This is a genomic window from Bacillus rhizoplanae, assembly GCF_917563915.1.
In the GTDB taxonomy this organism is placed as follows: Bacteria; Bacillota; Bacilli; order Bacillales; family Bacillaceae_G; genus Bacillus_A; species Bacillus_A rhizoplanae.
Genome location: NZ_CAKJTI010000009.1, coordinates 125,827 through 151,466, shown reverse-complemented (window position 1 = coordinate 151,466; position 25,640 = coordinate 125,827). Strand labels below are relative to the sequence as shown.

22 protein-coding genes are annotated in these 25,640 nt (G+C 35.8%); 5 read left to right on the top strand and 17 right to left on the bottom strand.

The genetic code is table 11. The features are described 5' to 3' along the window. Position 1: 1 nt before the first annotated feature. The 8 genes from LRP84_RS11495 to LRP84_RS11460 all read right to left on the bottom strand — a co-directional run bounded on the left by LRP84_RS11495 (position 2) and on the right by LRP84_RS11460 (position 9,058). The gene (locus LRP84_RS11495) at positions 2-1,471 is read right to left on the bottom strand and encodes a spore germination protein (protein WP_230575220.1); all 1,470 of its coding nucleotides are present in this window, start codon (positions 1,469-1,471) and stop codon (positions 2-4) included. Positions 1,472-1,587: 116 nt separating this feature from the next. Next, positions 1,588-2,763 (bottom strand): M20 family metallopeptidase, encoded by a 1,176-nt coding sequence (locus LRP84_RS11490; RefSeq protein ID WP_230575201.1) that lies wholly within the window; start codon positions 2,761-2,763, stop codon positions 1,588-1,590. Between the two features lie 272 nt (positions 2,764-3,035). Then, positions 3,036-3,260, bottom strand: coding sequence for a DUF4022 family protein (locus LRP84_RS11485; RefSeq protein ID WP_098309080.1), 225 nt, complete (start codon positions 3,258-3,260; stop codon positions 3,036-3,038). Between the two features lie 325 nt (positions 3,261-3,585). Next, positions 3,586-3,897, bottom strand: a complete 312-nt coding sequence (qoxD, locus tag LRP84_RS11480; protein ID WP_230575200.1) for a cytochrome aa3 quinol oxidase subunit IV — start codon at positions 3,895-3,897, stop codon at positions 3,586-3,588. Between the two features lie 2 nt (positions 3,898-3,899). Beyond that, on the bottom strand, positions 3,900-4,502 hold the full coding sequence (qoxC, locus tag LRP84_RS11475; protein WP_098309078.1) for a cytochrome aa3 quinol oxidase subunit III: 603 nt from the start codon (positions 4,500-4,502) through the stop codon (positions 3,900-3,902). 13 nt (positions 4,503-4,515) lie between these two features. Then, positions 4,516-6,450 (bottom strand): cytochrome aa3 quinol oxidase subunit I, encoded by a 1,935-nt coding sequence (gene qoxB, locus LRP84_RS11470; protein WP_230575199.1) that lies wholly within the window; start codon positions 6,448-6,450, stop codon positions 4,516-4,518. Between the two features lie 33 nt (positions 6,451-6,483). Next, a complete protein-coding gene (gene qoxA / locus LRP84_RS11465; RefSeq protein WP_230575198.1) occupies positions 6,484-7,356 on the bottom strand; it encodes a cytochrome aa3 quinol oxidase subunit II in 873 nt (290 codons plus the stop codon). A 295-nt stretch (positions 7,357-7,651) separates the two neighbouring features. After that, positions 7,652-9,058: an amino acid permease gene (locus LRP84_RS11460; RefSeq protein ID WP_437438776.1), complete on the bottom strand. Its 1,407-nt coding sequence runs from the start codon at positions 9,056-9,058 to the stop codon at positions 7,652-7,654. 288 nt (positions 9,059-9,346) lie between these two features. On the opposite strand from LRP84_RS11460, the gene LRP84_RS11455 reads away from it, so the two are divergent. Then, positions 9,347-10,090, top strand: coding sequence for a C39 family peptidase (locus LRP84_RS11455; protein WP_230575197.1), 744 nt, complete (start codon positions 9,347-9,349; stop codon positions 10,088-10,090). A gap of 169 nt (positions 10,091-10,259) precedes the next feature. Beyond that, entirely contained in the window at positions 10,260-10,697 is a 438-nt protein-coding gene (locus tag LRP84_RS11450; RefSeq protein WP_230575196.1) for a GNAT family N-acetyltransferase, read from the top strand. A 59-nt stretch (positions 10,698-10,756) separates the two neighbouring features. On the opposite strand, the gene LRP84_RS11445 is transcribed toward LRP84_RS11450, so the two are convergent. Next, complete coding sequence (locus LRP84_RS11445) at positions 10,757-12,049, bottom strand: NCS2 family permease (protein ID WP_230575195.1); 1,293 nt, start codon at positions 12,047-12,049, stop codon at positions 10,757-10,759. Between the two features lie 429 nt (positions 12,050-12,478). Here LRP84_RS11445 and LRP84_RS11440 point away from each other — a divergent pair, with 429 nt between their 5' ends. Together LRP84_RS11440 and LRP84_RS11435 are read left to right on the top strand one after the other, a co-directional pair. Continuing rightward, positions 12,479-13,876, top strand: a complete 1,398-nt coding sequence (locus LRP84_RS11440) for an amino acid permease (RefSeq protein WP_230575194.1) — start codon at positions 12,479-12,481, stop codon at positions 13,874-13,876. A 451-nt stretch (positions 13,877-14,327) separates the two neighbouring features. Next, a complete protein-coding gene (locus LRP84_RS11435) occupies positions 14,328-15,713 on the top strand; it encodes a peptide MFS transporter (protein WP_230575193.1) in 1,386 nt (461 codons plus the stop codon). 30 nt (positions 15,714-15,743) lie between these two features. On the opposite strand, the gene LRP84_RS11430 is transcribed toward LRP84_RS11435, so the two are convergent. The 6 genes from LRP84_RS11430 to LRP84_RS11405 all read right to left on the bottom strand — a co-directional run bounded on the left by LRP84_RS11430 (position 15,744) and on the right by LRP84_RS11405 (position 21,483). Further along, entirely contained in the window at positions 15,744-16,766 is a 1,023-nt protein-coding gene (locus tag LRP84_RS11430; RefSeq protein ID WP_230575192.1) for a YHYH domain-containing protein, read from the bottom strand. Positions 16,767-16,909: 143 nt separating this feature from the next. Then, positions 16,910-17,542 carry a class A sortase gene (locus tag LRP84_RS11425; RefSeq protein ID WP_230575191.1) on the bottom strand — a complete coding sequence of 211 codons (633 nt, stop codon included), beginning with the start codon at positions 17,540-17,542 and terminating at the stop codon, positions 16,910-16,912. A 367-nt stretch (positions 17,543-17,909) separates the two neighbouring features. Continuing rightward, positions 17,910-18,383 carry a DUF2178 domain-containing protein gene (locus LRP84_RS11420; RefSeq protein ID WP_230575190.1) on the bottom strand — a complete coding sequence of 158 codons (474 nt, stop codon included), beginning with the start codon at positions 18,381-18,383 and terminating at the stop codon, positions 17,910-17,912. Next, positions 18,376-18,603 (bottom strand): helix-turn-helix transcriptional regulator, encoded by a 228-nt coding sequence (locus tag LRP84_RS11415; RefSeq protein WP_230575189.1) that lies wholly within the window; start codon positions 18,601-18,603, stop codon positions 18,376-18,378. Before LRP84_RS11415 ends, LRP84_RS11420 begins: the two co-directional genes overlap by 8 nt. Positions 18,604-18,703: 100 nt before the next feature. Continuing rightward, positions 18,704-19,906, bottom strand: coding sequence for a 3D domain-containing protein (locus LRP84_RS11410; RefSeq protein ID WP_230575188.1), 1,203 nt, complete (start codon positions 19,904-19,906; stop codon positions 18,704-18,706). A 728-nt stretch (positions 19,907-20,634) separates the two neighbouring features. Beyond that, complete coding sequence (locus LRP84_RS11405; protein ID WP_230575187.1) at positions 20,635-21,483, bottom strand: phospholipase C; 849 nt, start codon at positions 21,481-21,483, stop codon at positions 20,635-20,637. A 514-nt stretch (positions 21,484-21,997) separates the two neighbouring features. On the opposite strand from LRP84_RS11405, the gene LRP84_RS11400 reads away from it, so the two are divergent. Further along, positions 21,998-23,152 (top strand): MFS transporter, encoded by a 1,155-nt coding sequence (locus tag LRP84_RS11400; RefSeq protein WP_230575186.1) that lies wholly within the window; start codon positions 21,998-22,000, stop codon positions 23,150-23,152. A gap of 264 nt (positions 23,153-23,416) precedes the next feature. Here LRP84_RS11400 and fsa read toward each other — a convergent pair whose 3' ends face one another. Both fsa and rbsK read right to left on the bottom strand, forming a co-directional pair. Next, on the bottom strand, positions 23,417-24,064 hold the full coding sequence (fsa, locus tag LRP84_RS11395) for a fructose-6-phosphate aldolase (protein ID WP_230575185.1): 648 nt from the start codon (positions 24,062-24,064) through the stop codon (positions 23,417-23,419). Between the two features lie 668 nt (positions 24,065-24,732). After that, positions 24,733-25,632 carry a ribokinase gene (rbsK, locus tag LRP84_RS11385; protein ID WP_230575184.1) on the bottom strand — a complete coding sequence of 300 codons (900 nt, stop codon included), beginning with the start codon at positions 25,630-25,632 and terminating at the stop codon, positions 24,733-24,735. Positions 25,633-25,640: the final 8 nt, after the last annotated feature.

The window sequence follows — 25,640 nt, the reverse complement described above, 5'->3', positions numbered from 1 at the left end:
TTCATCCCCTCTCCTTTGAACGCAATGTTTTATCCTTTGGTTGTAAGTACTCCGGTCTTTCTTTCAACATTGCTTTAGGCAAACGTACAACATCTTCTTTCCAATCTTTATAAAAAGCAGGTGCAATCGGTGCAGAATATGGCACTCCAACACTCGTTAAATTTACGATGTGAATTGCTAAGGCAATTAATCCTAAAATAATTCCATACAAACCAAAGACCGTAGCAACTAAAATAAACGCAAACAACAAAATACGAAAGGTAATTGTTATGCTATATACTGGCAATGAAAATGTAGCTACTGCTGTAACTGCAATAATAATTACAAGAAACGGATTTACAATGCCGGCACTTACAGCAGCTTCTCCAATAACAAGGCCTCCTACAATACCAATCGTTGGACCCATCGGCTTAGGTAGACGAATTCCAGCTTCACGAATCAGTTCCATTGTAAAAGCCATTATGAGCGTCTCAATATATGCTGGAAACGGAACACCTTCTCTCGCTCCAGCAATTGAATATGCAAGATTAGAGGGGATAAGCCCTTGATGATAAGAAACAAGAGCTACATACATAGCCGGTAATAAAATCGCAATCGTTCCCGCTAACATTCGAAGCCCTCTTAACAACGTTCCAATCATCCAACGTTCATAGTGATCTTCCGGCGATTGAAATATATCAATCATTACCATTGGAGCAATAAGTACAAATGGAGAACCGTCTACTAAAATAGCTGCTTTCCCTTTCGCAAGTGAAGCTGCGACGTTATCTGGTCTTTCTGTATTTAAAAATTGAGGGAAAGGAGACAATCTATTATCTTGTATGAGTTGTTCAATCGTTCCTGTTTCAAAAATAATATCTGTTTCAATAGACTGCAGTCTCCGGTTTAATTCTTTTACAATATAAGGATTAATAATATCTTCAATATAAGCTAATGTTACTTCCTTCTGTGAACGTTTCCCCATAATATAGGAATGAAAACGTAATTGCGGGTCACGGATGTGACGCCGAATTAACATTTTGTTTACATTCACATCTTCAATAAATCCTAAATTAGGCCCTCGAATAATTGTCTCTGTCGTCGGTGAATCAAGACTTCGTTTCTCCCATTCACGGAAATTTACAATCATTGCAGAAGGAATACCATCCAGTAGCACAATTGTATCGCCTGCTAATAGTGCATTCATAACATCCGGAAATGTCTTTGCGATACTCACTTCTCCAACTGACAAAAATCGATCGATTAATGTTTGAATAATTGGAGCTTGTTTAGGAATATCTTCATACTGCAATGGTCGAATAATAAAACGATGAATCATGTCTTTATTGCTTAGTCCGCATAAAAATATAACTGCACATCGATCGCTTGTTCCTGAAAGAGAAAATTCACGCACAGTTAAGTCATTAGGTGAATCTAACTTTTCTCGAATTGCATTGGTAATTTTCGATAAGTTAGCATCTAACTGAATCATCTTTATCATCTAACTTTCTTTTTTCAAAATGTTGTAGTTATATTTCTCCACTTCAAACAAATATATACAAAAAGAGTTATCCTTTTGTAACAGGATAACTCGAGTGAAACACTATTTTATTTCTCTTTTCTCATAAAGTTCAAAACGGATGAAACAAACATTTCTACACCGATTGGCAAGGCATCCTCGTCAATTGTAAAAAGCGGATGATGATGTGGATATCTAATTCCTTTCTCTTGATTTCCGGCTCCAATAAAGAAAAACGTACCTGGGGCTTTTTGCAAGAATGCGGAAAAGTCTTCTCCAGCCATCGTCGGCTGTAAATGAACAACTTGTTCCCTTCCTAAAAGTTGCAATGCCGTATTTTCTACATGCCTTGTTACATTCTCTTCATTTACAACTGGGCGATATCCATATTCATATGTAAATGTATAGGATGCCCCGTATGCCTCTGTAATACATTTTACAATTCTCTCAATTCGCTCTGCTGTTTGCTTCCGAAGTTCATCCCGTAAACTTCTTACTGTTCCTCCAATTGTCGCACTGTCAGGAATTACATTATGAGTTGTCCCTGCATGAAACTGTGTTACAGATAACACTAATGAGTCTAACGGATTAGTAAGCCTAGAGACAATTTGTTGTAATTGAGAAACAAATTGTGTGCCAATTGCAATACTATCAACCGTTTCATGCGGAATACCAGCATGTCCGCCTTTTCCCACAATCGTAATCGAAAACGCATCAGGAGCAGCCATTGCTGGACCATATACAACACCAATTTTCCCAACTTCCAGTGGTGCCCAAAGGTGTGCACCAATAATGTAATCGACCCCTTCCATAACACCAGCGTCAACCATTTCCTGTGCACCGCCCGGAAAGTTCTCCTCAGCATGTTGAAACAAAAAACGAATTTCACCTTGAATTTGATCCCGCTTTTGTGAAAGTGTGTATGCTGTGCCAAGTAACATCGCAATATGTCCATCATGTCCACACGCATGCATCACTCCTTGATATCTAGAAACAAAATCAAACTTATTCTCTTCTTCAATAGGTAGTGCGTCCATATCAGCACGAAGCGCAATTGTTCTTCCTGGCTGTCTACCAACCAATTTTGCCATCACACTATACTGCGTTGGACGTGAAACTTCTAGATGAGGAAATGTTTGTAGTATATCGTAAACCATTTGAGACGTTTTTTCTTCATGATAAGAAAGCTCAGGATACATATGAAAATGTCTTCTCCATTGAATAAGCTGCTCTTTCGAAATAGATGCTTCTTGTATAATATCCATATACAATCATCCTTTCTCCACTAAATTACCTGTTATTATAGCGTGTACAGCCAATAAAACAAACATTATTCTGATAATTATTACTATTAAATGTTATTGATTTATGAATTAAAAAAATAAAAAGGCTATCGGATTTGATAGCTTTTTTATCCCGCATTAACGGATAGTAAGACCCCCACCTCAAGATTCAGAGAAAATCGAAGAAGTTAGGTGGGGGATCTTACTGCCCGTAAAAACCCGATTGGTTCAACTAATAATCAATAACCATAAAGTTAAAATTTTACCTTATCTGTAAGTTGTATGAAAAAATAGGCTGGTGCTATACAAAGCCCCAATATGCTACTGGTTCCAATAATAAGAGAAAGCAACATGCAAGAATACTTTACTCCGTTTGTTTTTTTCCATCCATAACTCCAAATTTCAATGCTGAGGCCAATCAGTATAATTGCGATAAGTACTTCCCCGAGTAATAAAAGAGCTAAAGTTGATATTGACATGTCTTAACACTTCCTTAGCAACATATGATAGTAATATTTTACCATACAAAAAATGTAACTTAAGGAATATTGCGAGCTTATTGCACAATTAAGCTTTAATGAATTAATCTCTTTCTATAAAGAATAAGGTGAAAATTTCATTATGGGGGGGGATCTCCATGCTATAGTTTCGTAGTACCATGAGATATTAATGATTTTGAATAATGAGTACATTATGTAAGGGGAGTAGAAGACGCAGTGCTAAACCATTATATGTATATAAGTATTTAAGGGATATAAAAAAGCCTGCTGAGGCATTGCCCCAACAGACTTTTGAAAATACGTGTTACATAGAGAAGAAAATCCAAACCGTACCAACAACCGTTACTGCAGCGATGAAGAAGTGGAATACGATTGTGAGTGTTTGTATTGTGCCTTCTCCTTCTGTCATGTGCATAAACATAACTAATTGTAATGCGGCTTGTGCCACTGCCATTATAAGAATGCTCGTTAAGATTGTTGCAAATGGCAAACTTGTATATAACGCTACATATAAAGCAAGGAACGTTAATGCAAGTGATAAAACAAATCCGAAAACGTGTGACCATGGAAATCCGCTATGAGCGTGTCGATTTGCTTGTGTATTGTTTTGTCCCATTATTACGCCACCATCCCGTTCAAGTAAACTAGTGTGTAAATGAAGATCCAAACAACATCAAGGAAATGCCAGTATAAGCTGATAATAAATACTTTACGAGCTGTAACTGGTGTCAGTCCTCGTTTTAAAATTTGGATAATAACACAAGTTGCCCAAATGATACCACCCGTTACGTGGGCACCATGCGTTCCAAGAAGAACGAAGAACCCAGATAAGAATCCGCTTGTTTGTAGTGTAGCACCGTGGCTTGCGTACAGTGCAAATTCTTCAATCTCCATGTAAAGGAAGCCAGCGCCTAACAGTAATGTAATGATAAACCATAGGAGCATACCATTTTTGTTTTCTTTACGCATTTCATGAATTGCGATCCCGCATGTGAAACTACTTGTTAAAAGTAAAAGTGTTTCAATCATAACAGGCTTTACTTCGAAAAGTTGTGCTGGTGTTGGACCACCTGCGGTACTACCAGCTAATACTAGGTAAGAGGCGAAAAGCGTTGCAAATAGCACGATTTCAGCCCCAAGGAAAATCCAAAACCCTAAAATATTCAATCTGCTTTGTTCAGTTTGATATTCTAGAGGTAAGCTTTTATCTAAAGCCGCCATTTCGTTTCACCTCTCATGCAACATGTTCTGTCTTTTTAATTTCATCTACGCTAATGTAATATCCGTTGTCGTAATCAAACGAACGCCAGATCATACAAGCTAACATACCAATACCACCAACAATTGCTAACCCGAACCAGCTAAATACTAATGCAAAACCTGCAAGACCAATAAAACAAGACATAATAATTGGAACACCTGAATTGCTTGGCATATGAATTGGTTTCAAGTCTTCAGGTTTTGGTGTAATAGACTCACCGTTTTTCTTCATTTCCCAGAATATATCGCTTTGCTTAATTTCTGGTACTACTGCAAAGTTGTAATGTTGTACAGGAGACTGTGTTGCCCATTCAAGTGTACGGCCATCCCAAGGATCTCCAGTTAAATCACGCTCGCCATGACGAATGCTGTAAACTACGTTGTAGCATAATAAGATAAAGCCAATACCCATCATTACTGCACCAACAGATGCGATCATGTTTAATCCACCCCATCCAAGGTTTGCAGAGTATGTGTACATACGACGTGTCATACCGTCTAAACCTAGGAAGTACATTGGGAAGAAACAGATGTTAAATCCGCTCATAAAGATCCAGAATGTCCATTTACCAAGGCGTTCGTTTAGCATATGACCTGTGATTTTTGGATACCAGAATGTAAATCCAGCAAGCATCGCAAATACTGTACCTGCGATTAATACGTAGTGGAAGTGAGCAACTAGGAAGTAGCTGTTATGGTACTGATAGTCAGCTGCTGCCATCGCAAGCATAACACCCGTAACTCCACCGATTACGAAGTTTGGAATAAACGCCAATGACCAAAGCATTGGAACTGTAAAACGAATACGACCTTTATACATTGTAAACAACCAGTTAAAGATTTTAACACCGGTTGGAATCGAAATCGCCATTGTTGAAATCGAGAAGAATGAGTTAACCGATGGTCCTGCGCCCATTGTAAAGAAGTGATGGAGCCATACAAGACCACTTAAAACTGAGATAGCAACCATTGAGTAAACCATCGCGCTATATCCGAATAGACGTTTACGCGAGAATGTACTTATGATTTCAGAGAAAATACCGAATGCCGGTAAAATAACGATATATACTTCAGGGTGACCCCATACCCAGAATAAGTTCGCCCAAAGCATTGGCATACCACCGCTCGCCATCGTAAAGAAGTGAGCATCAAATAGACGGTCAAATGTCATTAATGCAAGAGCAACTGTTAATACTGGGAAAGCAAAGATAATGATTACACATGTGATTAAAATAGACCATGTAAACATTGGCATTTTCATTAACTTCATGCCTGGTGCACGCATTTTCAAGATCGTAACAAGGAAGTTAATCCCTGTCATCAGCGTACCGAGACCCGCAATCTGCAATGCAATTGAATAATAGTTGTTTCCTACGCCTTGGCTAAACTCTTTACCAGCCATTGGGAAGTACGATGTCCATCCAGCGTCTGGAGAACCACCGACAACGAAGGAGATGTTAAATAACATAGCACCTACAAAGAATAACCAAAAACTTAATGAGTTTAAGAAAGGATATGCAACATCACGCGCCCCAATTTGAAGAGGTACAACAATGTTCATTAATCCCATAACAAATGGCATTGCCATGAAGAGAATCATTACAGTGCCGTGCGTTGTAAAGATGCCGTTATAGTGTTCAGCATTTAAATAAGTTGTGTCAGGAAACGTTAATTGGGCACGGATCATTAAGCCGTCCATACCACCACGGAACAGCATTAAAATCGCTGAAAGAATATACATAGTCCCAATTTTCTTATGGTCAACAGAAGTTAACCACTCATCCCAAAGCCATCTCCATTTTTTGTACTTTGTTAGTATGAAAAGGATTGCTAATGTCACAAGAACAATAGATACGTCCGCTCCGTAGATAATCGGATCGCCTGTGACAAAAAATTCATCAAGCTTCACTGTATTCACTCCAATCTGTTGGAATAGTCGTTGTTACTTTTTGTTTTTGTAGTAGTTGTAATCACAATATTCAAGTGATTTTGGATCTACATATTTTAAATGATCGCTAGAGAACGTCATACGCCCTACTACACCTGGTTCAATAATTTCTTTATACTTGTTTTCTGATAATTTAGGGGCAGTTTCTTGTACTTCTTTTACCCACTTGTTGTAGTCTTCTTTTGTTTTAGCTTCAAGTTCAAACTCCATGTCAGTAAATCCTTCACCAGAGAAGTTTGCACTACGTCCAGTATAAGAACCTGGTTTATCAGCTTGTAGGTATAAATCCATGACCATATTATCCATTGTATACTTCATACCACCAAGTTCTGGAATCCAGAAAGCATTCATTGGACCGACAGAAGTTAATTTAAATTGAATTGGTACACCTGCTGGTACATTTAAATAGTTAACGGTTTCAATTCCTTCCTCAGGATAACTGAATAACCATTTCCAGTTTGCAGATGTAACGTAAATTTCAACAGGTTTTATATCTTTTGATTGTGCTGGAGGCTTTTCCGATGCATATGTTGCTTTTACCGTTGGAATTGATAATGCAATCACGATGATAACAGGGAAAATAGTCCAGATAATTTCTAAAAGAGTATTACCGTGTATATCAGGTGGCTCATAGTCCATATTATCTGGTTTTTCACGGTAACGAATTAAAATAACTGTAAACAAGACGAATACGACTAGAATAATTACAGACATCAGTATCATTGACCAAACAATTAAATCATACTGTGTTTTTGCAACAGGTCCTTGTGGATTTAATACAGCGATTTTGTCGCATCCACCGAGGAACAAGAGTAGTGATAGTGGAAGAAGTGAAGCCAACTTCCAAAACTTTTTTTTCAGTTGCACGATTGAAAATCTCCTTTCTCCTTGGATTGAAACTATGCCAATAAAACAATATAAACCTATTAATTTATAGATGGCAATAGTTTTTAAGATATTGTTAAAAAATAGACACAAATACACAGTTTTTACGATGAAAAACTTTTGTAACTTGCTAATATTGTAAACTATTTTTAATGCCATATCTCGATTTTTAAAATTTTAAGATAAATAAAGTTATACCAGAATATCCAATAAATAGAAAAAAGCTATCTCATAATAAGTTGAAATAGCCGAATATTTTATATATTTATTTTATTACTTATGAAACATTTTTTTGTTGTTCAAATGTGACAATTTTTTTAAATTTTACACGATAAAAAATGTAACAAATAATCATGAATGGAATTCCACAATATAAAGCAATACGTTGATCTGGAATAAACGCTAAGCTTATGAATGTAACAAAGTTTAAAGAGAACGCCAAAATAGGAACGAGTGGATAAAGTGGAGCGCGGTATTTTAATTCTCGTATATCCCCACCATTTTTTATAAAGTCTCTTCTAAAGAAAAATTGAGATGCAGCAATAGACATCCAAACAACGACAGCTGCCATCGCTGCAATAGATGTTAATACTAAAAAGACGGTATCAGCAGCGAATACACTTGTTAAAAGAGAAAGGCTAGCAAATATAAGGCTGAAAATTAACGCGTTGAGCGGTACTCCTTTTTTCGTTAATTTTGAAAAGGCAGGACTTGCCATTCCTTGTTTTGACATCGCCCAAAGCATACGAGAGTTTGCATATAAACCAGAATTTGCTACCGATAATACAGCTGTAATAATAACAAAGTTCATAATGTCTGCTGCATACGGAATTCCAACTGTGTCAAAAACGAGTACGAAAGGACTTTCCACAAGATTTGCTTCTTGCCATGGTAGTAATCCAACGACCACAGTAATTGAAAGGACGAAAAAGAAAAGTGTACGCCAAATTGTATTTTTTATAGCACGTGGTACTGTTTTTTCCGGTTGCTTACTTTCAGCTGAGGCAATACCGATTAACTCTGTTCCTTGGAACGCAAAGTTAACGGTAATCATCGTAAGAAGAACAGCTGGAAGTCCGTTTGGAAATAATCCGCCATTTTCTGTGAAGTTATGGAACATTGGCGCGGGCTTACCATTAAAGTCTAATAGCCCAAGCATGACGGCACCGCCAAGTAAAATAAAAACAATAATCGTTATCACTTTAACACTCGCAAACCAAAATTCAGTTTCAGCGTATGCACGTGCAGATGAAGCGTTTACAATAAAGAGCACGGCAGCAAATACAACACACCATATCCAAGATGAAACATCTGGAAACCAACGTTTCATTAAAATGCTGACAGTCGTTAGTTCAACTCCAACGGTAACAGCCCAGTTTAGCCAATACATCCATCCCACGACAAATCCAAAACCTGGTGAAATAAATCGGCTAGCGTAGCTTTGGAAAGAGCCAGCTTCAGGCATCGCAACTGTTAGCTCTCCGAGACAAAGCATTGTTAAATACATAACAAACCCGCCAACTAAATAGGCAAGAATAGCTCCGCCAGGTCCAGCGTTGTGAACAATTTGTCCTGATCCCATAAATAACCCTGTTCCGATAACTCCTCCTAGAGCAATCATAAAGAGGTGTCTACTTTGCATCGTACGTTTTAGTTCATTTTGCTGATTCTCTTTTTGTATCATATACCCCTCACCTCATATTTTTTAGTAGAATCACAATTAAATCCGCTAGTGAATTTGCTTATCCTTAATGAAGAAGTTTCACTAGGTTAAGCATGTTATATTCTAACAAAATATTCTGAAATTGTATATTAAAAAATCTTTTTATTTTAAAAAATGGGAATTTTATGACGGTATACTGAAATAACGATTCATATAATCATTCTAGTAAACTAGTGAAAACAACGGTACAATAAAGAGAGTATTATTTTGGAAAATGTAAGAAAATAATTATGTAATGGAGTTAGATATATGTTTAGGATGGTCAAATACATATGTGTTTTAGGAATTGGAGTTATTGTTAGTGCGGCATGCAGTAAGGATGTTATGGGAGTAATTGAAACAGGGAAAAATAAAATTTTTCAAAAAACTGAAGAGCTCCGCATAGACTTTTCATATGAAATGAAGGATCAAGTGATGATTGAAAATGTGCCATTTATAAAGCAACTTCCTGAATTAGAAAGAGGTTGTGAAGTGACAAGTTTAGCAATGTTACTGCAATATAAAGGAATTCAAGTTGACAAAATGAAGCTTGCGGATGAAATTGAACGTGTACCGTTTGAGGCGAATGGTTTGCGAGGAAATCCTCATGAAGGATTTGTAGGAAATATTTATACAAAGTCTGAGCCAGGTTACGGTGTATACCATCAGCCGATTTTTCAATTAGCACAAAAGTATGTTCCAGATAAAACAATTGATTTAACAGGAAGAGAGATAGAAGATATATATAAAGTGCTTAGTGCTGGTTCACCGGTATGGGTTATTGTTAATACAACTTTTCAGCCGCTAGATAAGGGAAGCTTTGAAACTTGGGATACAAATGCTGGAGAAGTAAAGATTACATATTATGAACATAGCGCTGTTGTTGTTGGTTATGATCAAAATTTTGTATATGTAAATGATCCATTGGCAAACAAACCGCGTAAAGGTATTCCTCGTGCTCAATTTGAAAAAGCATGGGAACAAATGGGGAAACAAGCAATTACTATTCTATAAAAATAAAGGGAAACTTCCATCAGTAGATGGGGGCTTCATCCCCCACCTAACTTCTTCGATTTTCTCTGAATCTTGAGATGGGGGTCTTACTGCCCGTAAATGCGGGATAAAACCGATAAATAAGGGCTGTTCCTGTCCGTTAATATGACATAAGAAGAGAGGTCTGTGTATGGTCGAAATAAAGCGAATTGATTGCTCTCAAACATATGCACTTCGCCACGAAATTTTACGGCCTAATCAAAGTTTAGAAGACTGTAAATATACTTCTGATAATGAAGAAAATACCTTTCACCTCGGAGCATTTATGAACAATATGCTTATTAGTATTGCTTCCTTTTCTTATGAAACACATCCTTCTTTAGGAGAAGGCATTCATTATCGCTTAAGAGGAATGGCCACAAGACAAAATTTCCGCAAACAGCATGCTGGAAGTACTTTAATTCACAGTGCTGAAGCAATATTAACAGAGCGCCGTGCACAGCTTCTATGGTGTAATGCCCGAATCACCGTTGCAAATTATTATACACGATTAGGATTTCAAAAATATGGTGAAATATTCGATATTCCGCCAATTGGATTACACAAATTAATGTACAAAATCTTATAATCTATTTTACTATGTACAAAAAAGAGCGTCTCATACGAGAAGCTCTTTTTTGTAATTTATTATAAAAACAAATGACAACCAAATAATATAGCAAAGAAATAAAGAAATGGATGTACTTCCTTTCCTTTTCCTTTTACAATTTTTAAAATCGGATAAATTAAGAAGCCAAGTGCTATACCGTTCGCAATACTTGATGTGAGCGGAATACCAACGAAGATAAAGAATGCTGGAAGCGCGTCTTCAAAGTCATTCCAATTTACTTCTCGAACATTTTGCGCCATTAGGCTACCAACAATAATAAGAGAAGGTGCTGTAATTGCCGCTACACTTGATAATGATGCAATTACAGGACTAAAGAAAGCTGTAATAATTGTTAATCCAACAACGACTATACCTGTTAATCCTGTCTTTCCTCCTGCTGCAATACCAGCAGAAGATTCGATTGTAGCTGCTGTTGGACTTGTTCCAAACATTGCCCCTACTGTTCCTCCAATTGCATCTGCAATAAATGCTTTTCCAAAACGTCCTTCTGCATTATCTGTCTTTAAACCAGTCTGCTTAATTAACCCAAGCAATGCTCCTGTTGTATCAAATAACAATACAAGCAAAAATGAAAATACAATACCATATAATCCGTATTCCATTACATCCGTCACAGCGTGAATCGGATTATATGTAATCATTCCTTCTGGTAAATGCGGAACTGCTACAAGTTTATCGCTAAACTTCAATTGTCCTGTAAAAAAGGCAATGATTCCCGTTACAATCATACTAATAAACAGTGCACCATTTACGTTTAATACCATTAATACTGCAGCTAAAACTAAACCAATTAACGTTAGCACAACAGAGGGAGAATGAAAATTTCCAATGGTAACTAAGTTTGTAGGATGATCTACGATAATACCTGATAAACGAAGCCCTATAAATGCAATGAACAAACCTATTCCTGCCGCAATCGCATGCTTTAAACTATCCGGAATCGACTCAATTAGTTTTTGACGAAACGATGTAAATGAAAGTAAAAGAAAAATAATACCTGTCAAAAATACAGCTGAAAATGCAATAACGTATGTAATGCCTTCTGCGTTTTGAACAACAGAGTACGCGAAGTAGGCATTCATTCCCATTGCCGGTGCAATCACGATTGGGTAATTTGCTAAAAATGCCATACATAATGTTCCAATAATTGTGGCAATAATTGTTGCCGTAAAGGCTTGATCGAACGGCACTCCTGCATCAGACAAAATCTTCGGATTGATGACAAGAATGTACGCAAATGTGAAAAACGTCGTAATACCAGCTAAAATCTCCTGCTTTACAGAAGTATTGTATTTCTTTAATTGAAACATACCGGTTATCCTTCCTATGTAATGAAATTGTTATCATAAATATCTTCTCAAATTAGCTTTTGCTAACAGACAATAGGCTTCCCCTAAAGAAGATAGATGGAGAATTATTCCCCGTTAAAATTCAATTAATTCAACAAATGAAAGTTTCACTTTATCCCGCATTAACGGGCAGTAAAATCCCCCACCAATGGAAGTTTCACTTTATCATGTGAGAAAATATAACACTTAATCTTACCAATCAATAAAAAGGAGAGTCAATACACTCAATAATAGTTTGAATTTTAAAATTAAGTATACAAACTGCAGATATAGTACAGAAAATATTGTCTTTTTTTGTAGCATAACAGGAATAAATGTTTTATAATTTTAAATAGTTAGACACTTTGTAAGCGAATACAATATTTTTTCTTATAATAAAGGGGGCTTACTATGAAGCACACAGACAAAGCAGAAACTTTAAACCGCGGATTAAAACAACGACATATTACACTTATGTCCCTTGGATCTGCTATTGGAGTTGGATTATTTTTAGGATCAGCTTCTGCTATTAAACTAGCAGGACCATCCATTTTATTTGGTTATATCATTGCAGGTCTTGCTATCTTTTTCATTATGCGTGCGCTTGGAGAAATGGCAATTGAACAACCTGTTGCCGGTTCGTTTAGTAAATATGCACATGACTATTTAGGCCCATTAGCAGGTTATATAACAGGCTGGAACTATTGGTTTTTATGGGTTGTTACTTGTATGGCTGAAATTACAGCCGCAGGTATTTATATGGAATATTGGTTCCCTGACATTCCACGTTGGATTTGGGCGTTGATTGCTCTCGTATTAATGAGTGCATTAAACTTTTTATCTGTTAAAGTGTATGGAGAACTTGAATTTTGGTTTGCTCTAGTTAAAATTGTCACAATCATCTGTATGATTGTGATTGGTACTGGTATTATTTTATTTGGTTTTGGAAATGGCGGCGTAGCGACTGGAATTTCAAATCTTTGGTCACACGGTGGTTGGTTCCCAAATGGTTTCTCTGGTCTTCTTCTTTCTCTACAAATGGTACTATTTGCTTACTTAGGAGTAGAGTTAATCGGTGTAACAGCTGGAGAAGCAGAAAATCCGAAAAAAACATTATCTAAAGCAATCGATAACGTTTTTTGGCGCATTTTAATTTTCTATGTAGGGGCTCTATTCGTTATGATGGCGATTTATCCGTGGAATGAGTTTGGCGAAAAAGGAAGTCCATTTGTACTAACGTTTGAACAAATCGGCATCGCAAAAGCAGCAGGAATTATTAACTTTGTTGTATTAACAGCTGCCCTTTCTTCTTGTAATGGTGGTCTCTTTAGTACAGGCCGTATGCTATTTACATTAGCACAACAAAAACAGGCACCAGAGAAGTTTGGTCATTTAAATAAAAACGGCATTCCAAGTAAAGGAATTTTAGCAACAGCTTTCGTATTATTAATAGGCGTTGTTTTAAACTACCTTGTTCCTGCGAAAGTATTTACGTGGCTAACTAGTATTTCAACATTCGGAGCAATTTGGACTTGGGGCGTCATTTTAGTTGCGCAGCTACGCTTCCGTAAAGGATTATCACAGGAAGCACAAAATAAATTAACGTACAAATTGCCACTGTATCCACTTAGCTCTTATATTACACTCGCTTTCCTTGTTTTAGTATTAGGAGTTATGGCATATTCTACTGATACACGTATCGCATTAATCGTTGGACCGATTTGGATTATCGCTTTAGTTGCTGTTTATTATATGAAAGGATTTCATGTAATAGATAAAACTCAAAAATCTTCTTCAAGAATTGGATAAAGCTACTCCCTTCCTCATATTAGGAAGGGAGTTTTTCTATGGACCTGAAAAATATTTTTTTGAAAAATTTACCTTAAATTTATAAATTTTTTATAATTTTCATCTTTTTCCCCTTCTAAAATTAGCTAGACTAATAAAGAGAAACTTCTATCAGTGGGCGTTTTTCATCCCCCACTGATGGTTAGTTGAACCAATCGGGCAGTAAGACCCCCACCCTTTTCTCTGAATCTTGAAGGGGTCTTACTGCCCGTTAATGCAGGATAAAAGAAGCCCCCTTCTCTTATGAAAAGGGGGCTTCTTTATACATGAACACTTTTTCTTGGTTGTTATTTTTCATTTCCAATTTCTTACGAAAAATCTACCTTTATTGACTTTTAATAGTTAACAATGTAAACTATTAAATAGATAAAACTATTAACTTTATTTTTATTCATGTCAGGAGGAATTATATATGGAAGCTGCCATACACCTTGATGAGAAACAACAGCAAAAAAAGAAACATCCTCCAGGTTTATACTTACTCTTCTTCACAGAAATGTGGGAACGATTTAGTTATTACGGATTACGAGGATTATTAACATTATATTTAACAACAGCCTTAATAAACGGTGGACTTGGTTTTAGTAAAAGCTGGGCACTTACTATTTACGGTTTTTATACAGGAGCTTGTTATTTCACCCCATTGATTGGTGGATTCTTAACAGATCGTTATCTTGGTAGACGATTAGCTATTACACTCGGTGGTATAACAATTGCACTTGGTAACCTTACGTTATTTGCCCTGCAAAGCCAATTAGGACTATACCTCGGGTTAGCGCTCATTATTATCGGGAACGGTTTCTTTAAACCAAATATTTCTACTCTTGTCGGAGATTTATATCCAGAAAATGATTCGCGCCGTGATGGTGCCTTTACGATTTTCTACATGGGAATCAATGTAGGTTCATTCCTTGCTCCACTCGTTTGCGGATATTTATCAGAAGATTTGTTTAAAACAACAGTAGATGGCGTTATTCATTATGGTTTCCGATATGGATTTTTAGCTGCTTCCATCGGGATGGTTGTCGGACAAATTTTATTTACAACATTATCAAATCGTTTTCTTGGTGACATTGGTAAAAAACCGACAGCAGCTTTACAAGCAGAAACAGGCAACAAAACAGCTGGAAATACACCATTAACAAAAAAAGAAAAACAGCATACAGCTGTTATTATCATTATAACGTGTTTCGTTGTTTTCTTCTGGGCTGGATTTGAACAGGCTGGTAGTTCTTTAACGTTATATACAAATAGCTTTGTAGATCGCACTATATTCGGTTGGGAAATTCCAACATCTTGGTTTCAATCTGTAAACCCACTATTTATTATTTTATTAGCACCAGTTGTTTCCGTACTTTGGACAAAGCTTGCTTCTACAAAACGCGGTGATTTGAAAATCCCAACAAAAATGGGTCTCGGGATGATTTTACTTGGAATTGGTTATATGATTCTTCTTGTCGCTACATTAAAAACAGGAAGTAATGAACAAGACATTACCGAAAAAGCGAATCTGCTCTTTATTGTCTTTACTTACTTATTCCATACGTTAGGTGAATTGTTCTTATCTCCAGTCGGACTATCAATGGTAAGTGCACTCGCTCCTGTCAAACTCGCATCTTTATTAATGGGTGTTTGGTTCGCAAGTACAGGTGTCGCTAATATTTTAGGTGGACAGTTAGCGAATTTTACAACTTCATTAGGTTATTCAGAAGTATTTGCTGTTATTGGAGCTACCGCTATTTTCTTAGGATGTATATTGCTATTAATTTCAAAGAAATTAGTAAAAATGATGGAATAAAAAAGATGAGGGTGCAACCCCTCATCTTTTTTATTTATTTTCTCCTTTTTCTATCGCTTGCTTATATAACTCTTTATATTCTTTGTAATCACTTGGTACAAAGCGCTTATAGAAGAATGAAGTCCAACTTGTGCCATTTTCATATCCTGCTTCACGAATTTCGGCTGCCTTCTTATTCGATTTAAATCCTTCTTCAAACCATTTCTTTAACAATTCATTCTTTTTATACTTCGATGGAACTTTTAAATCATAGCTTTCAAATGCAGTTGTGTACCCTTCTTTTTCTACCTTCTCTTTCACAGATTTGTAACCTTTTTCATACCCTTCTTCATATGCTTTCACATAGTCTGCTTTATCCATATTTATAGGCTTCTTTTCTGCTAACTCTTTTCCAGCCTTCTCCCCTAACTCAAATTGCTCTTTCTTAATTTTTTCGGTCCTCTCTTTATTCCCCGCCTGAAAGCCTTCCGCAAAGTTTGCTTTAAATTCTGAGGAAACTTGACTATCGTCCATTGTTTCTTGAGCTAATCCTTGCTCTTTCCCTTTTTCAAATTGCACCTTTTTTTGTTCTAATAATGACCATGTCGCTGTGTAAGCCTCAGTAAATGCTTGCTTATAGTAGTCTGATTTTCCATTCAAATACTCTGCTACATTATTCTTCCCTTCTTGAAAATCTTTTTCTCCAGCTGTTTTCCCTTCAACTTGTCCCTTTTCCATCTCCGCTTTCTGCTTTGCTTCTTCAGCTTTTCGTTGTTCTTCTGCCACACGCTGTTTTTCTTCTTCAGCCTTACGATTTGCCTCAGCTTGCTTTTGTGCTTCTATAGCACTATTATCTTGACTAGGTGCTTGTTGTGTTGTACCGCTATTAGAAGATGGTTCCTTCTTATTATGGTAGTGATATTCTCCATATTGTAATCCCCACTTCTCACAGTTTGTACGACACGTATGTCCACCATTGGCATCTGTATTCCCTGGATGTGCATAAGCTGAAATCGGTGCTACTAATACTGCAATACCTGCTGCTAAGATAAATGACTTTCCTTTTTTAATCATACTGTATCCTCCCTAAATTTATATATAATACATTTATTATACAAACATAAATAAATTTTGTAATATACACTATAATATTCTTTTACTTCCCAATTATTAGTTAAAAGAAAGTCCACTTTCGTTGAAAGTGGACTTTCTTTTAACTATTTATTTTTTTTCATCTGTACGAAATCTCCAGACACTATATATCGTTTTGAATTATCAAGCACAGATGCACACGTAATAAGCGTCACTTCATCTTTTCCGTGATCTTCAACAACTTCCCATTTATCCGGCGTTACTTCTGTTATCTGTTTTACCGCATACTCATACTCATTTTCACTATCATATAAATATACTTTATCGTTCTTTTTTAAGTTCGAAATATCGCTAAATAATACACCTTTTTTTGACATATTATGTCCTGCTAATGCGTAATTCCCTCTTCCCATCTCTTGTTTCTCTTTTACCGTTGCTGCACCTGATAATAAATTTTTCTCTGTCGAAGAATTTAGAATTGGTAGCTCTAATCCAATGGTTGGAATAGCCATGCGTCCGATAACTTGCTTCTCATCTAATGAAGCATTTGCCACATCCGCTAAGTCCGGTTGTTTTATATTAGAAGCATCAGCAAATTTTATTTCTTGCTTTTCGTACTTCATTTTCTTAATAGTTTGTAGGTTTTCTTCTTGCATTTTCCCAGCTTTATAACCGTCATAAAAAGGTTTTGCAATTAAAATACCACCTACCACAAATAATAGAAGTGCTAATATACTATAAATCCTTTTTTTATTCATGCCCCAATTCCTTTCTCTCACAAAATTCCCCTTATATAAAATCATAAAATAAGAATGCTAGATATACAAGTAACATACGGAAGACAAAGTGAGCAGCACTTCCTAATGCGAAATAAAGTGAAACTTCCATCAGTGGGGACTGTCCACAGAAAACACCGGAGGCATCATATTAAACCAGAATACTGCATCTTCTTATTTATTAGACTTCCTTGTCTCATCCCTATCGCAACATTCTCTAGTCTCAATATTTTCTATCATAAAAAGAATTTGTAAATCCTCTCCTGTAGAATTTATTACATTTTTGTAAAAATGCTGAAGAATCTACCACGTTTTAAGTATATGTAAAAGATGTGCTAAAGCACATCTTTTACACAATCTTATTACGATATAAAGAAATATGAAATACTGTCATTTGAATTAATAAAGTGACAAATAATACATACAGCGGGTATTCTGGGATGTCTACATTTAATAGAGGGTAAACAATTAAGGATACAGCTGCAAAAGGCATAATAAACCATAGCGAAAGAAATGTAGTACGGCACGCTTTCGCGGTCAATATTTCCTCTCTCTCATCTTCACTTGGAAATAGTAACGGAAATGTCCAAAATGATAATTTCTTATATTTCTTTTTTTGTACTTTGTAACCAATGAATACCCCTATCCCTACAATCAATAGCAATGTAATTGGCATTATATTCATCGTAACAGTCCACGTTTGCTTTTCAGTACGTACGATGTTTGCAAGATCCGTAATGACATGAAAATACTCAACAAATGTCCAACCAGCTATAGCAAGAATAAATATATTTATTACATAAGAAAGACCAATTCTATTCATTTTCTGCTTCCTCCTTTTGTAATACAAATACTTCTTCCATTTGTAAACCAAACACATCACAAATCATGAGCGCTAATAATAATGATGGAACGTAATCTCCTTTTTCAATAGCTGCAACGGTTTGCCTCGTTACACCCACTTTTTCAGCCAATACGCTTTGTGTAAAATTAAAACGGGCTCGTAGCTCTTTTACTCGATTATAAATGGTCAAATTTACCACCTCTTACCATTATTGTATGCTAAACTTTACAAAATGCAAACTCAACTTAACATTTAATATAAAAAAAACCTACTTTGCTTTTTGCAAAGTAGGTTTTTTTTTAATCTAAAATGACAACACGAACTTGTTTTCTACCCCAAGATTTAGATAATCCTTTATCCGGTATGAAAACATCGATTTTATGTCCTTTGATAGCACTACCAGTATCAGCGGCAATCGCATTTCCATATCCTTGAACCCATACGTGTGAGCCCAATGGAATAACCGATGGATCAACTGCAATTACTTTCATATTTGGATTTGCAGTTAAATCATATTCTCCCCATTTAGTATATACATGCTCACCAGGCTGCTTCCCATTTTCACTTGGATCATTTGTGTAAGCCGTAGCTTCTACATACATCTCATTTCCGCCTTTGCTAGGGCCGTTATTGTCATTCGGTTTAGATCCTGGTACTGTTCCTCTCGCCTTTGCTTCTTCTGCAGCTGCTGCTTTTTCATCTGCAGCTGCTTTTTCACGTGCTTCTGCTGCTGCTTTTGCTGCCGCTTGCTCGCGGGCAATTGTATCTTGTACGCTCTTCATATCTGCTTCAATCTTTGATTTTTCTTGCGCAGCAAGCGTAAGTTGACTTGAAACTTCATTATATTTTGCTTGCACAGACTGCAAGTTTTCTTGGCGTTTCTTTAAATTCTCTTGTAACTCATTCTGTGCTTTTGCTAATTTTTGTTTGTCTACTTCTAAAGATTTTTCTTTTTCATCAATCGCTTTTTTATCATCTTCGATTTGCTGAAGATCTTGTTCTTGTAAACGAAGAATCTCTTTATCTGCATCCATAATTGTAGAAACTGCATTCATACGTTCTAAGAGATCTGCAATATTTTTTGAGTTCACAATTACTTCAACTACTAAACTCACATTTGAACTCTCTTGAACAGAGACCATACGTTTTTTCATAATATCTTTACGCATAAGTACTTTATCTTCTAACGCAATAATCTCTTTCTTTTTTTGTTCAATTTGTTTATTTGTCTCATCAATTTTATGCTGAATTTGGTCTTGCTCTGTTTTATTTTTAGAAATAGTATCATTTAAGTCCTTTAATTCTTTTTCAATACCTTCAATTTCTTTCATTACAGCTTGCTTCTCTTGCTCTTTTTGCTGAATAGTATTGTCATTCTGCTGCAATTGCTGCTGCATGTTGTTTAGTTTATCGTCGTTTGACTCAGCTTTTACAGCAACTGTACTAGAAAAACAAATGAATCCAGCTAATACAACGCTACTGATACGCTTAAAATAGTTCATAATCCGACTCCCTTCATATTATAGTTATACATTATTTGTTTTACAGTTTGTTTACAAACTCATTAAATACAGTTTATTTTTTATGGATAAAAATAACAGATATCAAAAGAAATATAATAAATACAGTTAAATATTTTCTAAATTTTATATGTATATATCAAAAAATAATGCTTAAATTTTAATATAAAGTAAAACTTTCAGCAGTGAGTTTGTTCTTCATCCCTACTGATGGAAAGCCCTCACCAATCAGGCTCTTACGGGTTGTTGTTATCTCTCACCTATTCTCATCATCTTGAGGTGGGGATCTGACTGCCCGTTAATGCGGGATAAAATGAAACTTCTATAAGCAAAATCTTATTATCCATTAACAAAGGAAATAGCAAATCATAGAATCTTGGGGAGAATATTATATTTACAAAAACAAAATCACTAGAAAAAGAAATTACTCAATTACAGAATCAAGTACAAGAGTTAGAACAGCAATTACATCAAAAAGAGAAAGAACATCAAAATGTTATCCCTTCATTACATGAAAATGTATTAACGGTTGTAAGTGAGCATGAAGAAATCAATCGACAACATCATACATTACAAAATTTATTGTTATCTTTTACTACTTATTAACTAAACGATTATAAAGCACCTTCCTCTAGCTATAACTGTGTCTAGGTTAGTATGAAAAAAGACCATATACTTAAAGAGTAAGTATTTGGTCTTTCTATAAGTAATTAGCGATTTACATACGTATCAAACCACAAATGAATATAACCGGCTGTAACGCGCTGTGCTTCCATTAAGCGCTTTCCTGTTACCGGTGTCACTTCCGCCCGCCATTTATCTGCATATTCTTGAGATACAGCTGCTTTTACAAACCAATCTTTTGTCGTATTGTTCACAATGCCAGGATAATCTTGTTTAGCTGCTACCGCTGCTCCTTGAATCCAATCTTCTGGGTTTATCCCTTTCCAATTCCAATATCCATTACTATCTGAAACTATATAGTTATCTTTTATTGTATCAACAAAATTTTCGTATTTAGAATGGAAACCCATTGGATAAGAAAGATTCGTAAAGTTTGCTGCATGCATTGGCTGATTTACATCGTCTAAATAATGAAGCGATAATCCTAAGTAGAAGAATGCCTGTTTCATATCTTGCTTTTGGTATGCTTCACCAGCAAGCTTAAAATATTTTGTACCGGTTTCTTTTGCCTGTTTCGCAAAAGGAATGTATGTTTTTCCAGTATCCGGATCGTAAAAGTGAGAAGCATATGTACTATTATCATAATAAGGATTCTCGTAATCAGCAGAATAAATACCATTTTCTAAGTCAGTACGCCACTCATTTAATAAAGCAGTTTCATTTGGCTTCACAATCGCTGTATTACGAGACATGATATCAATTGCACGATTTACAATCCACAAATGAGTGCTAACCCCTTCATTATGCTTATCCTCAGCTGACCATCTTAAAACCGGTACAGGACTTTCACTATTATTTGTTTGCGCAAACACTACACTTTGAACTGGTGCAGCTAAAGCAACCATAGCTGCTAGTGCTAATACTTTCTTTTTCATACAAAATCCTCCCATTTTATATTTATACACTACATGAAGTGGAACTTCTGATGTTATTTGGTGAATCTATTATATGGATATCCTATCTTTTGATGATTTTATATCTTTTAAATGCAATATAAAAATATAAATAAAAGATAGATTAATACATATATATATTGTTATGATTCAGTTTAATTATAGTGAGGAAATGTTAATCTTGTGCAAAAGGATTGATAAAACAGTGTAAATATTGCAAAAATTAAACCATTAGTGTTCTCATTAACTTTTGTTTGAAGATGAAGAAATATAAGGTGAAACTTCCATCAGTGGGCTTTTACGGGCAGCTATCCCCCACCCACAATCTTTAGGTGGGGCTCTTACTGTCCGTTAATGCGGGATAAAACACTCTATATTTAACCTTTAGCACATTTGATCCCTTTAACAAAGTGTACAAATTTCCAAACATGACAAATCAATTTCATTGCAGAGAAAAATAGCATTATGCCATAATAGCAAAAGAGAGGTGAAAAGGTTGAAATACTTTATTTATTTTATTGTTATCATTGCATTCCTAGATACATTTTCACAATTACCAATTATGAGTACATACGCACAAAGTCTTGAAGGAACCCCTCTTATTATCGGCCTTGTCGTTGGAATGTACTCATTTGCAAATATGATCGGTAATATTATTGCAGGTGCGTCTGTTGATAAATATGGAGCCAAAAAAGTTCTTTCTATTAGCATGGCAATTACGAGTCTCATAGTTTTATTGTATACCGTTGTCCAAAACGGTGAACAACTTATTATCGTTCGTTTTCTACACGGATTTAGTGACGGCTTCTTAATACCAGCTGCCTTTACTTTCTTATCAAAACAAACAGAAGCAACAAAGCAAGGGAAAGCAATGGCTTTATCTGGTGCAGCTGTTGGAACAGCAGCTATCGTGGGTCCTGCTTTCAGTGGGATTATGAAAGCAACCGTGGGTATACACTGGGTCTTCATTACAATTTCTATCTTAATGGTACTTGGTACAATCGTCTCGCTCTTCTTGTTGCCAAATCATATAACAAGAACAAATACATTACGGACACAAATAATGAACAAAGAAGATATGGTTGGTTTATTAAAATCTGAACCGTTATTACAATCATACATCGGTGCCTTTACGTTAATGTTCTCACAAGGAATTGTCACATATATGTTACCTATGAAAATAGAAGCTTTAGGACTTAAAGCTTCCTTAACGGGAATGATGCTTAGTGTCTTTGGAATCACCGCAATTCTCTTCTTCTTACTACCAACAAACCGTATATACGATTACTTTAACCGTCAAAAAATGATGGTCATTGGTATTGCAGTTATGGCATTTGCATTATCGTTACTTGGTATATTTGCAACAAAAGGCATGCTCTTTATTGTCATGATAATTTATGGAATTGGATTTGCAATTCTCTTTCCTTCTATTAATGCTTTACTTGTTGAAAATACAACAGAAGATAATCGCGGAAAAGCATTCGGATTATTCTATGCGTTCTTTTCACTCGGTGTCGTTGGCGGATCATTTATGGTTGGAGCAATCGGAGCATCACCGAGCGTAAGTTTTGTAATTGGAACAGCTTTCTTGCTTACATTTGCTTCGATGATTTATGTAAGAGGAAGATTTAAAAAAACAATGATGGGGTAGACTCCATCATTGTTTTTTATTTTAAAAAGCATATCGATACAACCCATTTGCAGAAAAGCTGCGCAAATACCATTCATATTTCGACAATTCCCTAGGAAATATTCATTTCTCCTACAAAATCCGTTAAAATTGCAATCGATTTGGAGAAATATTACACTACAATTCTTCTTCGTTTCTCTCTCAATCTTGAGGTGGAGGTCTTACTATCCGTTAATGCGGGATAAAAAACGGTTCAACTTAGAAGTTGAACCGTTTCATAAGAAATTATTTTCCTTGTGTTTTTTCCCAATCCGCTAAAAACTTTTCAATTCCTTGATCTGTTAATGGATGCTTCACTAATGAAGCAATAACATTTGCTGGAATTGTTGCAATGTGCGCACCATTTAATGCCGCGTCTGTTACGTGAACAGAGTGACGAACAGATGCTGCAATAATTTCTGTTTTAATGTCATGAATTACGAAAATATCAGCAATTTGACGAATTAGATCCATACCATTGTGACCGATATCGTCTAGGCGACCTAAGAATGGAGATACATATGTTGCGCCAGCACGTGCAGCAAGTAATGCTTGTACAGCTGAGAACACTAATGTTACATTTGTACGAATGCCTAAATCAGCAAATGCTTTTACTGCTTTTAAACCTTCTGTTGTCATCGGTACTTTTACAACAACGTTAGGTGCAATTTTTGCTAATTCTTTTCCTTCTTCAATCATTTTATCTGCTTCTAAGCTAATAACTTCTGCACTTACAGGGCCTTCTACAACACTGCAAATTTCACGAATGCGTTCATGAAAATCTACGCCTTCTTTTGCAACAAGAGATGGATTTGTTGTTACACCTGCTAATACGCCAAGGGCATTTGCTTCTTTAATTTCTTCAATGTTTGCAGTATCAATAAAAAATTTCATGTTTTTTCTTCCTTTCTGAATTCAAGTATATGTTTATTTTTGCTTAATAAGGTCTAATTCAACCAAAATAATTTTTTTACTTTTTTTCTTCGCTTTTTCTTTTTTCACACTTACTACTGACGCAACTGTTTTGGAATCTGTTAAGATGATACCGGTTACATATACGCTTTTTTGAATGACGTTTTCTGCATCATTTTGTACATCAACTACTATTCATTTAACGCCACTGCTATCACCTCTGCTTCTTCATGTCTACCAATACGTTGATTTTCTTTAAAATCAAGTACAGTATAACAACAGCAGTTATCCTCGTTATATCTCATACAGAAATATCAAAGCAATAACTAAGACCAGTGATCAGACGTCTGTCCATATAAACAAGTGTAAAGCTCCTAAAAAAACATCATTGTTGATAAAAGTTGCTACTTCCCCTTTCTCAATGATGACACCGTTTATAATTCCCATTATAAGAACAGCAAGCAATCCCACTCCTATTACAAAAAACGAATTCATACCAACAATAAGTGTACATAATAATGCTAAAATAGAACCTACTGATAAGTCAATACCTCTAAGTTAAAATTATGCTAAAAGTCATAATTTTAAATGCATTTGACAGTTCAATATACACTAAATTTAATATTGCAATAATAACGTTAATTCATACTTCACCATCCAACAATCATCTGCACTTCTCGTACTTTATTTCGTGATGGCATTCCACCTTGAGCTCCTAATTTTGTTACAGAAAGCCCTGCTGCAATGTTTGCAAAATGAATCGCTTTTTGCAATTCTTCTCCTTCTGCAATTGCAACTGCTAATGCACCGCTAAATGTATCTCCAGCTCCTGTCGTATCGACAACTTCAACAGAAATACTTGGTACATGAACAATCTCTGTTCCATTATGAAATCGAACACCGTTTCCGCCTTCTGTCATCAACAATTTATTAGGATATTTTTCAAGTAATGATTCAATTGGTGACGTGAAATCATTTAGAATAATTCGGCATTCATGCTCATTTGGTGTAATATACGTTGCTTTTTGTAACAATTCCTCTGGCAGTATTTGTGCTGGAGCTGGATTTAAAATTACTGGAATTTGATGTTCTTCACAAATTTTTAGTACATACTTTACTGTTTCGAGTGGGATTTCTAACTGCAAAACAACCATATCCGCTTTCGTAAGAAGATCTTTTGCATGATTTACAAGTTGCTCACTTACAAGACGATTTGCACCTTGTACAACAATGATACTATTATCTTCTTCAGCCAATACAATATGGGCAATTCCTGTTGTTTCATTTGTAATCGTTTCCACACAATCAATAAAAATACATTCATTCTCTAAATTTTTTCGAACAAAATTTCCGTAATTATCATTTCCAATCGCTCCAACCATCGCAACATTTGCGCCTAAACGTGCTGCAGCTACAGCTTGGTTTGCACCCTTTCCACCTGGAACAGTATGAAATGCTTCCCCAATTACTGTTTCCCCAGCTTTGGGGCGTTTTTTTGAAATGGCAACTAAGTCCACGGAAATACTGCCGATTACCGCAATATTCGCCAATCTTTTTC

Bases quoted from the DNA above. Each gene is read 5' to 3' on its own strand.
- LRP84_RS11495 (WP_230575220.1), bottom strand. From the start codon at position 1,471: ATGATTCAGTTAGATGCTAACTTATCGAAAATTACCAATGCAATTCGA.
- LRP84_RS11490 (WP_230575201.1), bottom strand. From the start codon at position 2,763: ATGGATATTATACAAGAAGCATCTATTTCGAAAGAGCAGCTTATTCAA.
- LRP84_RS11485 (WP_098309080.1), bottom strand. From the start codon at position 3,260: ATGTCAATATCAACTTTAGCTCTTTTATTACTCGGGGAAGTACTTATC.
- qoxD (WP_230575200.1), bottom strand. From the start codon at position 3,897: ATGGGACAAAACAATACACAAGCAAATCGACACGCTCATAGCGGATTT.
- qoxC (WP_098309078.1), bottom strand. From the start codon at position 4,502: ATGGCGGCTTTAGATAAAAGCTTACCTCTAGAATATCAAACTGAACAA.
- LRP84_RS11460 (WP_437438776.1), bottom strand. From the start codon at position 9,058: ATGATACAAAAAGAGAATCAGCAAAATGAACTAAAACGTACGATGCAA.
- LRP84_RS11455 (WP_230575197.1), top strand. From the start codon at position 9,347: ATGTTTAGGATGGTCAAATACATATGTGTTTTAGGAATTGGAGTTATT.
- LRP84_RS11450 (WP_230575196.1), top strand. From the start codon at position 10,260: ATGGTCGAAATAAAGCGAATTGATTGCTCTCAAACATATGCACTTCGC.
- LRP84_RS11445 (WP_230575195.1), bottom strand. From the start codon at position 12,049: ATGTTTCAATTAAAGAAATACAATACTTCTGTAAAGCAGGAGATTTTA.
- LRP84_RS11440 (WP_230575194.1), top strand. From the start codon at position 12,479: ATGAAGCACACAGACAAAGCAGAAACTTTAAACCGCGGATTAAAACAA.
- LRP84_RS11435 (WP_230575193.1), top strand. From the start codon at position 14,328: ATGGAAGCTGCCATACACCTTGATGAGAAACAACAGCAAAAAAAGAAA.
- LRP84_RS11430 (WP_230575192.1), bottom strand. From the start codon at position 16,766: ATGATTAAAAAAGGAAAGTCATTTATCTTAGCAGCAGGTATTGCAGTA.
- LRP84_RS11425 (WP_230575191.1), bottom strand. From the start codon at position 17,542: ATGAATAAAAAAAGGATTTATAGTATATTAGCACTTCTATTATTTGTG.
- LRP84_RS11420 (WP_230575190.1), bottom strand. From the start codon at position 18,383: ATGAATAGAATTGGTCTTTCTTATGTAATAAATATATTTATTCTTGCT.
- LRP84_RS11410 (WP_230575188.1), bottom strand. From the start codon at position 19,906: ATGAACTATTTTAAGCGTATCAGTAGCGTTGTATTAGCTGGATTCATT.
- LRP84_RS11405 (WP_230575187.1), bottom strand. From the start codon at position 21,483: ATGAAAAAGAAAGTATTAGCACTAGCAGCTATGGTTGCTTTAGCTGCA.
- fsa (WP_230575185.1), bottom strand. From the start codon at position 24,064: ATGAAATTTTTTATTGATACTGCAAACATTGAAGAAATTAAAGAAGCA.